The organism is Psychrobacter sp. PG1 (genome assembly GCF_014897815.1).
In the GTDB taxonomy this organism is placed as follows: domain Bacteria; phylum Pseudomonadota; class Gammaproteobacteria; order Pseudomonadales; family Moraxellaceae; genus Psychrobacter.
Genome location: NZ_JABUZG010000053.1, coordinates 113,353 through 125,473 on the forward strand (window position 1 = coordinate 113,353; position 12,121 = coordinate 125,473).

Consider the following 12,121-nt stretch of genomic DNA (forward strand, 5'->3'; position numbering starts at 1 on the left):
CGTCAATTCATCGCGCCAACTGTGATCAATCAGCTGGCGCGATTTTTTATTGGTCTTATTTTAATACCTCAATAGAACTTATAAACGTGTACGCTCGTGTGGCTCATTAAAATCAAGCACTGGACCAATAGGAATGATACGCGTGGGATTGATATTGGCATGGCTAGTATAATAATGCTGCTTAATATGCTCGATGCTTACCGTCTCTGCAATACCTCGCACTTGATATAAATCACGCAAATAACCCCAAAGATTGGGATAATCAACAATACGGCGAATATTACATTTAAAGTGTCCGACATATACCGCATCAAAACGCACCAGCGTAGTAAACAAGCGCCAATCCGCCTCAGTAATCGTATTACCTAGCAAATAACGCTGGTCTGTCAAACGTGCCTCTAGCGTCTCTAATACATCGAATAGCTCCGTCACCGCTTCTTCATAAGCCTCTTGTGTGGTCGAAAATCCTGCTTTATAAACGCCATTATTGACCGTAGAATAAACGAGCTCATTAACTGCATTAATTTCTGCTAATAACTCGGTTGGTAAAAAATTACCTGCTAGTGCCCCAACCTCATCAAAAGCTGAGTTAAACATACGAATGATCTCAGAGGACTCATTACTGACGATGGTATTGGTTTTTTTGTCCCATAATACGGGCACCGTCACCCGTCCTGTATAGTCAGGCTTTGCCGCCGTATAAATCTCATATAAGTAATTAGCATTTACAATAGGATCAGCAATCACGCCCTCGCCCTCTGCAAACGTCCAGCCCTTATCGCCCATAAATGGATGCACCACTGACAGCGAAATCAGGTCTTGCAAACGCTTTAGCTGACGGTAAATAATGGTACGATGTGCCCAAGGACATGCAAGCGAGATATATAAATGATAGCGATCAGCTTCGGCTTTAAAACCGCCAACACCTGATGAGCCTGCGCTGCCATCGACCGTGACCCAATTTCTAAAACCGGCATCTTCTCGCTCAAAACGTCCACCGCTCGCCTCTGTGTCATACCATTTGTCTTGCCATTGACCATCAACCAATAGACCCATAACACTCTCCTCAACATTCTATTTTGATATAACTTTTGTGAAATATGCATACTGTGAAGTCATTATCACTATCCTCACTTTATTTTGAGAATGATACCAGTTATATACTGCCTAGCTATTAGGATTTGTAGTTCTACTGACAATAAAAAATAAACCAATTTCAATCACTATTTAATATAACTACATAAAAAAATATTAAAAGTCACTTAATATAAAGTGTGATAATCATTATTATGCTAATAAAAAAATTTATTAGAAATAAAGCTTGCAAAGTCTCAAAAACTTGATAGAATACTCAACCTAAATAGGCGTATAGCTCAGTTGGTTAGAGCGCTACCTTGACATGGTAGAGGTCGTTGGTTCGAATCCGATTACGCCTACCAGATTCGAAAAGCCCCAATCTTAAGATTGGGGCTTTTTTTTGTCCGTGAAATATGGGCTGTAGCGGAAAAGGAAACTATACGTCGATTCAAATTACCTCTTTTCTCACTTTCAGCAAACATCATCAAAAAACGTGTGTGCCCAAATTGTGCCTAAGTTGCGCCTGCTATCTATTTCGCCTTTCTTTCAGAGTAGCACTTTTGACCTCTACCCTAAACTATCTAAAGCAATCTCAAAATTGATTTACTTCTCTTTATCTAGCGACTCGTTAGGTACATAAGTAAATAAATCACCTACTTCAATATCTAGTGCCTCACAAATTTTATCCATAGTGTCAAAATCTATTCTTGAAGTCTGTTCGTTATAGATCTTGTGCACTGTCGACTTACTAATTCCTGTCATCCTTATTAGATCTGCCACCTTCATACGTCGTTCAGCTAGTAGCACTGGTAAATTACATAAAATCATTAATAATTCCTTAATAGACTAAAAAAGTACTTGCATCAACTAACAATAGCTAGTAAAGTACTTCTATCGAACAACAAATTACTTTTATAAAACTATTTGTTATCTCGATAAAACAACCTAGTTATTTAATTGGCTTACAGGGAATTTATTATGTCACATACCTACCTAACTACCCAAGAGCTTTCTGAGCTCATCAAATATAACCCTCGTACTATCCGTAATGAGCTCAAAGATAGCGTGCTTATCGAAGGCATTCATTATATACGCCCATTCGGTGGTCGTAAAATTTTGTACATTTGGGAAGAGATTGAAAAAGATATGCGCACTGGCATTGCCGGTAGCGTCAATGCCATGGCACTACAATAAGGAGGAATAGGATGGCTAGTATTAGAACCCGTAGAGGGAGCAATATGCTATTTGTCGATTTTTATTACATGGGTATACGCTGTCGGGAGACAACAAACCTAACAGACACACCAGCAAATCGCAAGAAGCTTGAAAAAGTGATTGAGAAGATGGAAGCAGAAATCATCTTAGGACTGTTCAACTACGCTAAGTACTTTCCAAAAAGTGATAAAGCGGCACAGATGGTAGCGTTAAACGACCGCAAGGAATGCATTAGTACCGATACGCCTTCTTTTGAACAGTTTGCAGAATTATGGTTTGCTGAAAAAGAAATTGAATGGCGTGATACTTACAAGCGCAAAATAAAGGAGATTATTGATATGTACTTGATTGTTAAGTTTGGGACTAAGCCCATTCATCTCATAAAAAAGACAGATGTATTAGCCTTCCGTTCATCGCTCGCCAAAGTAACGTACGGAAAAGCTAACAAACATCTGTCAGCGGCACGCATCAATTCGATAATGGTACCTTTGGGTATGATACTAAAAGAAGCGGCTAAACGCTATAAATTTGATAATCCTTACTACGATATCAATGCGCTCAAGCAACCTAAAACGGATATCCAACCATTCACACTAAGTGAGGTTTGGACGTTTATTAATGGGGTGAGAGCAGACTATCGCAATTATTATCTGGTACGTTTTTTTACAGGTATGCGTACGAGTGAGATTGATGGGTTAACGTGGGAGAACATTGACTTTAATCGACGTGAGATTGTGATCAAACAAGCTTATGTTAAAGGCAAAATTGTTCCTCCTAAAACTCAAGAGTCTTATCGTGCAATTCAAATGTCACCTTGGGTCTACGATGCTCTGAAGGAACAGCAGACCATCACTTATAAGCGATCTGACTATGTGTTTTGCGCACATACGGGTGAGCCACTTGATTACAACAATGTGAATAAGCGTGTTTGGCACCCTACTCTTAAGGTTTTAGGTCTGAAGAAGCGCAATGCTTATCAGACCCGTCATACCGCAGCAACGCTATGGTTGGCTGCTGGCGAAAGTCCTGAATGGATTGCCAGTCAAATGGGACACTCTACAACCAAGATGCTGTTTAATACATATAGTCGCTATGTACCGAACATGACTCGACAGGATGGTAGTGCGTTTGAAGCATTGGTCAATCGCAGTCAGATTGCTCAGGTATCTACCGATAAGGGGCCTCACAATGAAAATGATTGATTACGATAAACTGCATGCGACGTTTAAACCTAGTGGCTATGTCAGTAATGGCGCAGATAATATTGCTAACTACCTCATCTGTGAGCTCTGCATTCAGTCAGGTACTGGTTTGGCTAGGTTCCTAAGTATTGATAGTTGCTTTGATAATCATATGGCGCTGCGCATATGGGTTCAAATGCGCTTAGAGGCCAATCCTGACTATGTCGTTGATGATATGTGTAGTCAGCTACAGAGTAAGCTTTACGAGCTCCTACCTCAAACTGGCTATGGATACTAAGGAGGGTATTATGAGTATGAACTTCGTCTTTGATTCAGCTCTGGAGGATACAGCAAAGCGTCTGTGCTATGAGTATTGGTCCTATGCGTCGCCCAGTGATTATATAGCGCATTTAGAACTGCTTTGTTATGACCACAACACGGAGACTGATGTTTTATTTGCTACACTTGCAAAATGTCAGGTTTATTTAGATGACGTACACTGTGAGTACTGTGGTCGTCCCTATCAATTAGATGTCCCAGCAGATGTACCTTATGCAAGGAGATTAAATTCTTGGTTTTGTGAGGGGTGTATTAGCTTTTCTGGTGGACAGCTTATTGTAGACAGATAGGTTTTTAGAAAAAATTTATTGCCAGACAACTTAGGTTGTCTGGTTTCTTATTGCTTTTTAAAACTTTAACGACATCTGTTGTCGCTAATGTCCTTTTAAATATTGTTTTGTCAACAAAGTTTCGTTAAAGTGAATTCATATTCAATTTTTTATCACTGTTAATAGACGGAACTATAATGGCGAAACCCAATAATGCCTATACCGACAATAGCTTTGTCTCTTCAGATCTCAAAACCATTTTGCACTCCAAACGTGCAAATATCTACTACCTGTCGCATTGCCGAGTCATGCAAAAGAACGGACGTGTGTTATATCTTACTGAAGATGACAAAGCTAACCTCTATTATAATATTCCTATCGCTAACACTACCTCCATTCTACTTGGTACAGGCACCTCCATTACTCAAGCGGCGATGCGCCTTCTATCACAAGCAGGCGTGTTAGTTGGCTTTTGCGGCGGTGGTGGTATGCCGTTATTTATGGGCACAGAGCGTGAGGTCTATGTTGAGTGGATGACTCCGCAAAGCGAGTATCGACCGACTGGATATATTCAAGGTTGGATGAGCTGGTGGTGGGATGATGATAAACGCCTTGCTGCAGCCAAGCAGTTGCAAATAGCTCGCGTTGCTTATCTGCAAGCGGTATGGAATAAAGACAGCGACCTTAAACGGTGGGGTTTTGACAGCAATATCGATGCGATACAGAAACTGCTCAATGATAATATTCAGCAAATCGATAAGCAGACAGAGGTTATGCATTTATTGCAATTGGAAGCCCGCCTGACCAAGCAACTGTATAAGCTAGCTGCCAAAAATACGGGTTATGATGGCTTTACCCGTGAGCACGATGGTATCGATAAAGCTAACGGCTTCTTAAATCATGGCAACTATCTGGCGTACGGTCTCGGTGCCACGACCTCATGGACGCTTGGCATTCCGCACGGTTTTGCGGTGATGCATGGTAAGACACGGCGCGGTGCCTTGGTGTTCGATATTGCCGATATTATCAAGGACGCACTGGTGCTACCCCTCGCCTTTATCTGCGCTAGCGAAAACATGAGCGAGCAAGAGTTTCGTCAAGAGTGCATTAATATGTTTACCAAGCACAAAGCGCTGGATTATCAGTTTGAGGTGGTTAAACAGTTGGCGATGACTAAGTGGAAAGTGTAGAAAATGATTGTTACCTTTGTCTCTCAATGTGAGAAGAAATCACTTAAGCGTACACGGCGTATCTTAGACTCCTTTGCTAACCGCATTGGTGATAACGTTTGGCAGACGGCTATTACTGAGGATGGGCTACAGACGGTTAAGCAGCTCTTGCGTAAGTCAGCGACCAAATCTACGGCGGTCAGCTGTCATCGTAATAAGACTCGTCAGCTGACGGAGTTGGTATGGATTGTGGGTAATAAGCGGCGGTTTAATGAGGTTGGTGTGGTTCCTGTGAACCGTACTAAGCGTAATATCTTACACAGTGAATGGGAGAATGATTGGACGTATGCCAGTAGTATCCAAATCATTGCTACCATTGCTGCGCTACTGCACGACATTGGCAAATCAACGGTTGGTTTTCAAAAGAAACTCCTTGTCGGTAGTAAACAAGGCGACTCTTATCGGCATGAATGGATATCATTAAAACTGTTTGAGCTGATGATTGGCGATTGCAGCACTGACGAAGCATGGCTTGACCATTTAATGAATTTAAATGAATGGTTAGAAAATAACAATATAGACAATCTACTATCTAATGCTAATAAAGATGTCGTCAATATAAAAGCTATGCCGCCCCTAGCACAGTGGGTTGCTTGGCTGATTGTCACTCATCACCGCCCCCCACTGTCAGCGGCGATTAAAGCCCATGGTCAAGTAAATGTAAAAACTTACACTAATAAATTTATGCCCATGTTTCGTGCGGTTGCACACGATGATATAACATCATCGACAGTTAAAATTGTCTGTGCAGGTCGCGATGAGACCGTGGTGGGCATTCATGCCGTCGGGTCAGATGTGGATGAAATTTTACAAGGATTTGCTTTGGCAATGAAAGTTGGTATTACTAAAGCAGATTTAGAAGAGACATTTACCATTCATCCAACAAGTGCAGAAGAATTTTTAAGTTTTAACTAAGCGGATATAAAGTGAGTGAATATTGAAAGTAAATGAGGTTAGCCGTTATAAGCAACGTCTAACCTCGCTATAAAACAGTTAGTTGATAGCAGCAAACAAATCATTCAATGCTTCACTCATACTAGGGTGGGTAAAAATATGATCACGCACCTGCTGGTAGGTTAAGCCTTGACGGATTGCTAAATCCATAAAGTTAATCAATTCATGCGACTCGGCACACAACAGTTGCACACCCAAGATTTTATCAGTTTTAGCATCTACTACGGCCTTAAGCAGCCCATCAGCTTGTTCTAAGATATTGGCTTTAGGAATAGTTGCTGCATCTAGTGTGGCGGTTTTAATGTCATAACCTTTATCTTTTGCCATTTTTGCGGTCATACCGACATTAGCAAGTGGCGGATTGACAAACACCGCATAAGGGAAAGTACGGTCTTTGGTGGTGTAACTGCCATCGCCCAATACTTGGCTTTTAACTACACGATAATCATCGAGCGAAATATAGGTAAATTGGGGGCTGCCTGCCACATCGCCCATCGCATAGATATTCGGCACGTTGGTTTGTAATTTTTCATTGACAGCAATATAACCTTTATCGGTAAGCTCAATGCCCGCTTTTTCAAGGTTTAGCCCTTCGGTATTGGCTCTGCGGCCTGTAGCAACCAAAATCGCATCGGCATGCAGTTCGCTATCAGCGGTGGTAATTGTGGCTTGCTGTCCACTATCGCTTATTTTTTTGATTTGCTGATTAGTTTTGACTGTAATATGCTGTTTTGCCATGATAGCGAGTAAAGTTTTGGTGATATCTTCATCTTCTCGTGGTAAAAAGGTATCGCCTGTTTCTAAAATCGTCACTTCACTGCCAAACCCTGCAAAAATAAAGGCAAACTCTAGCCCGATATAGCCACCACCAATAATAACGAGCTGTTTTGGTAAATCGGTTAGTTGCATGATACGGGTGCTGTCGTAGGCAAATTTGCTGTCTTTTAACCCATCAATCGGCGGCTGCCAGTTATACGCCCCTGTATTGATGTAAATATAATCAGCAGTGATGGTCAATGTGTCAGTATCGGTGACGACCTGCACGGTTTTATTATCAATAAAACTGGCTTTGCCTGTAATCACTTCGGCATTATCTAGACTATCAACTTTCTCAAAGTTGGCATGATTAAGTTTATCAATTAAATCGTTCTTTTTGCTAACTGCTTGAGCAAGTGATGGTTGTACGTCATGACCATAAGCTAAGAAGGCTAATTTTTTTGAGGGAATACAGCCAATATTGATACAGGTACCACCATACATGGTAGCGGACTGCTCCACTAAAATCACGGATTTGCCTGTCTTGGCTAAAGCTTGTGCCAGAGTTTTACCTGCTTTGCCAAAGCCGATAATCAGATGTTCGATGTGTTTTATGGTCACTGTGAGCCCCTCTGTTTTTATGATTGATTATAAGTTTTATGATTAAATAGAACTTGCTCCATAGTGTAATGATATAGTAGAGATATGCAATTTTATTAATAAAATTTAACATATTAATACCCCACTCTCAACACTTTTAAGCGGGGTTGAAACAAAAAAGGCATGAACTTAAACTTTAATCAATGACCAAAAAGATTAGAGAACAAGCCATGCCCATCGACGAATTTATCATTAAAATCTATCTAATGGTAGATGACTACTACAAAAAGATTGTAACAAACCGGCTAAGACAAGGCGGATATGCACCAAAGCTAACCGACAGTGAAATTATTACCATGGAGATAGTGGGTGAGTTTTTACAGATGGACACCGACTCACAAATCCATCAGTATTTTAAACAGCATTGGCAAACATGGTTTCCACAAATAGGCTCATATCCCAACTTTGCCAAGCAGTGCGTCAATTTGTTACAGGTAAAAACTTTGATACAACAGCATATCGTTAAACAGTATGGACAAGACAACATTCATTTTATCGATGGCTTTCCCATTCCTGTATGCCAATATGCCAGAGCGTATCGGTATAAAACCTTCAAATACGAAGGTAGTTATAGTTACTGCGCCTCAAAGCAACAAAAATATTTCGGCTTTGAAGGACATTTACTCATTAATCTATCGGGCATGATAACCAATTTTACCTTTGCCTCTGCCAGAATAGATGAAAGATTAGTGGCACCTGATATGCTTGATAATATCAAAGGCTTGTTAGGTGCAGATATGGGCTATATTAGCCCTGATTTATCTGAGTATTGCTTTAAGCGATGTGTTGATTTGCAAACACCGCTTAGAAAAAATATGCCCGATAAACGACCAATCAGTGTACTTAATCGTCTTAAAAATGCTCGTCGCAATATTGAGACGGTGATTGGTCAGTTATCACAGCGGTTTAATATGCAAAAGGTGAGAGCGAGAGATTTATGGCATTTATCCCACAGATTTATGCGTAAAATCTTGGCTCATAACTTCTGCTTTGTAATCAATAAACAGTTAGGTAATCCCCCACTTCAGTTTGAGTTGCTTATTTCAAGTTGAGAGTGGGGTTTATCATCATAACTTGTACTGAAAGCCACCAAATCAGCTAATGCTCTGGTAGCGTCTTGATCCTTAGTGCTGGCTCTCACATAAATACGAACGGTCATAACGCTACCTCTATTACTTAGACTTAATAATTAATGTTCATTGATAACAGCAAGAGATTGCTATCATTTAATATCAGATACAAGTCTAATGATAGATAAATTATTATTTAAAGGTTTTATGTTTTAGGTATAGACTAATGATAAGGGGTTGAAGTGGCTCCGTTGAGGTATAAGTTGATGAAATGGTTGGACGCATTAAAAAAGATCCTGCTTTTTTTAATAAAGAACGTCCTATCCGTACATACCTAAATGATTAGTTTATTTTAGCACTTTGTTGATATTTTCAATGAGCTTAGTCCAATTGCTTATCTCATCTTCTGTAAGGCTTGAAGCGTCATTACTCTTACACCATTTAATAAAATGTTTGGCTAAGTCATATTTTGAAAAGTTGGGAACTTGTGATTGAAATATACTCACAATACCTCTTGTGGACTGCGAATCTGCTATCGACTTACAGTCGATTGAATATTCTGTTTCTACGATTCTAACAAGTGTATCTCTCAATAAGTCTTCTATCTCTGGAGAAGTAACGTTTTGACAGTAGTCTTTAGTTCGAAGGATGTTTTTATTACCTAGAGTATATACCAAGCTATCTTGAGTAGCTGCCTGATTTCCAGCACTATCAGAATCAAGTAAAGCTGCAATTTTCAAATTTTGAGCATGTAGTATGGTGGCGTAGTAGACTACTTTGCCAGCTGTATTAGCGAAAACTAGAGAGATTTTATCGTTCAAGTCAGCTATTTTTTTTGCGCGTAAAAGTGCTGACGCTGCCTCTATATACCAGTAATCTGTTAGCCCCTCTAAAATTAGATTCTTCTTTTGCGTAAATAAGCTTTGAGCCAAATCGTATCCTAATGCTTCTTGGAGAGGGAGAAGAGCCGCTGGATCGCTTGAATTAATTGTATTATGTACTTTAGTACCATCACTACGATCTTTCATTTCCACAACTTTGACAATATTTAGTTCATCAGGCCCTACTAGAAATGGAGAGTGAGTGGTATAGATAGTTTGGTTTTGTTCCGCTAATCTTGATATTGTTGTTCTAAAATCTCGTTGCTTCAAAGCATGAAGGCTCATGCCTGGTTCATCTAGAAGAAGAATAGCATTTTTATGTTTATCCGCAGCTTCTGCAAAGAAAATTATAAAAAACGACACAAGCCATTGAAAACCCTCTGATCGTTGATCTAACTCAATATCGACACCCATATCGTCTTCTACAACAACTTTCAAGTACTGACCATCAGCTGTTACTCTTAGTTTATCGGCTTCTGGTCTGTTAGGGTTTGGCATCCATATTTTTCGAATTTCTCTCGTGAGATGAATGCTTGCCGCATTTAACAAATAACTCCTCCTATCTAGTTTGTCTTGGTAGTCCTTCAATGCTTTTGGATTATTAGCATTTGGGACTGGAGTATTACCAAAGTCAGATAGTTCTTTTACATCGAATCCTAGAAACTTTAAAAGACATAAGTTCCCATAATCATAATATTCATCATCTAACAAACCACTCTCTGACCTTTTGTATAAATGATCTAGGTTAATTAATGGTTTTACTTTTGAGTAATTATTGAAAAGAATAAAAACTGGCATTCTTGCATCCAGAGTGTCAAGGACTAGATCGGACGATTCACCAATCTTTGCTTTGGCTCTTAATTCTTCATGTCTCTTTTCTTCTTTAGTATTGTCTTCTTCAATAAGAGCATAATAATTATCTAAAAAGCTAACCAAAGAACGGGATCTATCTCCTGATATCTCAGTAGAGTCTACCCATTCATTAACGATTGCATTTAAAATATTACTTGGCTTCTTCATTTGTTCATCTGGGTCTTCAACAAAATATTGCTTATCCAGATGTGATGCTAACCTTAATAAACCGCCTCTGATGTCTGAAAAATATATGGCTGACGGCCCATTTTCTATAGAGTGATAACTTTGATTATCAATAGCTCTTTCTACTTTATATATACAATCATGGAATGGCTTTGGAATAAGAGCTTTATCAGTGAACCGCCCCGACTATATCGGAGGCTGATCTACTTGAGTCAGGCAGCGATGCCTGACAGGGTTAAATTATCATAATACCGCTTTTCAAACTCAAAGGGTGACACATATCCAATCGTGCTATGTAGACGCTTCTTGTTGAACCAATCCACCCATTCAAGGGTTGCAAGTTCAACATCGTTCACACCAGTCCAGTTCTGCTTTAAATAATGAATCACCTCAGACTTGTAAAGCCCATTGACCGTTTCAGCCAATGCATTGTCGTATGAATCGCCTGTTGTACCAACAGAAGCAATCACGCCAGAGTCCGTCATCTTATCGGTATAGCGAATGGATAAATACTGAACCCCTCGATCACTGTGATGAATCACATCTTTGGGATAGTTTCTATCTGCTATTGCTTGATTTAACGCCGCCATCACCATATCTGTGTTCATACGATTAGATACTTTCCAGCCCACAATAGCGCGAGCAAATACATCGATGATAAAAGCGGTATAAACCCAGCCGCTCAATGTCTTGATATAAGTAAAATCTGCAACCCACAGCTGATTAGGACGATGGGCATTAAAGTTACGATTGACCAAGTCGTCAGCACGCTTTTGGTCGTCACGGCTGTTGGTGGTAATCTTACCCTTACCGCGCCAGACACCTTGTAAGCCGTGCTGACTCATTAAACGCTCGACGGTGCAGCGTGCGATATAAATGCCATCTGCCTTCATCTGCCGCCAGACTTTGCGAGCATCATAGCGGCATTTGCTGTCCTGCCAGATGCGTTTAATCTCGCTGAGATAGTAGTCGTCATGCTGACTGCGCAGTGAACGCCTTTCAGGGCAGCACTCTAGGTCTTTAGTACGGTGATAGGTTGACGGGGCAATCGGTAGTACTCTACAAATCAGCTCGACCCCATAACTACCTCTATAGTCATCAATAAACTGAACCATTATCTGGGTGGACGGCCCTTCTCCGCCTGGGCGAAAAAAGCAGCAGCCTTACGTATAATCTCATTGGCTTGCTTGAGCTCTTTGTTCTCGCGTTCAAGCGCTTTGATACGCTCTTTATCACTTTGCGCTTGCACCGATGCAGGAATAGTTTGATCGATGTGCTTTTTATGCCAGGATCGCAGTGTCTCAGGCGTACAGCCAATCTTTGACGCTATGGCTTGAATGGCTGACCATGTAGAAGGATAGTCGCTCGACGCTTCAATCAGCATGCGGACGGCGCGTTCTTTAATCTCAGGAGTGTAGGTTTGTCTTTTCATTGTCGTATTCTCTCAGAATG

The 12,121-nt window shown here is 40.4% G+C and carries 12 protein-coding genes, 1 tRNA gene, 1 pseudogene and 1 other annotated feature; of the genes and pseudogenes, 8 read left to right on the forward strand and 6 right to left on the reverse strand.

Annotated features, from left to right (window positions below; translation table 11 throughout):
- Window positions 1–78 precede the first annotated feature (78 nt).
- Complete coding sequence (locus INT03_RS06705; RefSeq protein ID WP_193008336.1) at window positions 79–1,056, reverse strand: glutathione S-transferase family protein; 978 nt, start codon at window positions 1,054–1,056, stop codon at window positions 79–81.
- A gap of 306 nt (window positions 1,057–1,362) precedes the next feature.
- Between INT03_RS06705 and INT03_RS06710 the strand changes: the two genes are divergently transcribed.
- A tRNA-Val gene (locus INT03_RS06710) sits at window positions 1,363–1,439 on the forward strand.
- Window positions 1,440–1,680: 241 nt separating this feature from the next.
- Here the strand turns inward: INT03_RS06710 and INT03_RS06715 are convergent.
- Complete coding sequence (locus INT03_RS06715; protein WP_095570171.1) at window positions 1,681–1,905, reverse strand: helix-turn-helix domain-containing protein; 225 nt, start codon at window positions 1,903–1,905, stop codon at window positions 1,681–1,683.
- 150 nt (window positions 1,906–2,055) lie between these two features.
- Here INT03_RS06715 and INT03_RS06720 point away from each other — a divergent pair, with 150 nt between their 5' ends.
- The 6 genes from INT03_RS06720 (at window position 2,056) to INT03_RS06745 (ending at window position 6,225) form a co-directional block, all read left to right on the forward strand.
- Complete coding sequence (locus INT03_RS06720) at window positions 2,056–2,271, forward strand: hypothetical protein (RefSeq protein WP_075107543.1); 216 nt, start codon at window positions 2,056–2,058, stop codon at window positions 2,269–2,271.
- Window positions 2,272–2,282: 11 nt separating this feature from the next.
- Window positions 2,283–3,494, forward strand: coding sequence for an Arm DNA-binding domain-containing protein (locus INT03_RS06725; protein ID WP_095570170.1), 1,212 nt, complete (start codon window positions 2,283–2,285; stop codon window positions 3,492–3,494).
- A complete protein-coding gene (locus INT03_RS06730) occupies window positions 3,481–3,771 on the forward strand; it encodes a hypothetical protein (protein ID WP_095570169.1) in 291 nt (96 codons plus the stop codon). The genes INT03_RS06725 and INT03_RS06730 overlap by 14 nt, the downstream gene beginning before the upstream one ends.
- Window positions 3,772–3,781: 10 nt before the next feature.
- Window positions 3,782–4,102, forward strand: coding sequence for a hypothetical protein (locus INT03_RS06735; protein ID WP_095570168.1), 321 nt, complete (start codon window positions 3,782–3,784; stop codon window positions 4,100–4,102).
- A 176-nt stretch (window positions 4,103–4,278) separates the two neighbouring features.
- Window positions 4,279–5,271, forward strand: a complete 993-nt coding sequence (gene cas1f, locus INT03_RS06740; protein ID WP_095570167.1) for a type I-F CRISPR-associated endonuclease Cas1f — start codon at window positions 4,279–4,281, stop codon at window positions 5,269–5,271.
- Window positions 5,272–5,274: 3 nt separating this feature from the next.
- On the forward strand, window positions 5,275–6,225 hold the full coding sequence (locus tag INT03_RS06745; protein WP_095570166.1) for an HD domain-containing protein: 951 nt from the start codon (window positions 5,275–5,277) through the stop codon (window positions 6,223–6,225).
- A gap of 78 nt (window positions 6,226–6,303) precedes the next feature.
- Here INT03_RS06745 and INT03_RS06750 read toward each other — a convergent pair whose 3' ends face one another.
- Window positions 6,304–7,641: an FAD-dependent oxidoreductase gene (locus tag INT03_RS06750; protein ID WP_089111068.1), complete on the reverse strand. Its 1,338-nt coding sequence runs from the start codon at window positions 7,639–7,641 to the stop codon at window positions 6,304–6,306.
- 209 nt (window positions 7,642–7,850) lie between these two features.
- Between INT03_RS06750 and INT03_RS06755 the strand changes: the two genes are divergently transcribed.
- Window positions 7,851–8,732, forward strand: a complete 882-nt coding sequence (locus INT03_RS06755; RefSeq protein WP_089111072.1) for an IS982 family transposase — start codon at window positions 7,851–7,853, stop codon at window positions 8,730–8,732.
- A gap of 8 nt (window positions 8,733–8,740) precedes the next feature.
- On the opposite strand, the pseudogene INT03_RS14925 reads toward INT03_RS06755, so the two are convergent.
- The 3 genes and pseudogenes from INT03_RS14925 to INT03_RS06765 form a co-directional block, all read right to left on the reverse strand.
- A pseudogene (locus INT03_RS14925) lies at window positions 8,741–8,839 on the reverse strand (resolvase); the annotation flags it as partial.
- Between the two features lie 258 nt (window positions 8,840–9,097).
- Complete coding sequence (locus INT03_RS06760; RefSeq protein WP_193008337.1) at window positions 9,098–10,651, reverse strand: ATP-dependent nuclease; 1,554 nt, start codon at window positions 10,649–10,651, stop codon at window positions 9,098–9,100.
- Window positions 10,652–10,881: 230 nt separating this feature from the next.
- Window positions 10,882–12,101, reverse strand: a protein-coding gene (locus tag INT03_RS06765) for an IS3 family transposase (RefSeq protein ID WP_413469374.1) whose coding sequence is annotated in 2 segments (ribosomal slippage) — window positions 10,882–11,825 and window positions 11,825–12,101 — 1,221 coding nt in all. Because the reading frame shifts where the segments join, the coding sequence is not laid out codon by codon here.
- Window positions 11,710–11,826: a sequence feature (AL1L pseudoknot), on the reverse strand. (Overlaps the previous gene by 117 nt.)
- Window positions 12,102–12,121: the final 20 nt, after the last annotated feature.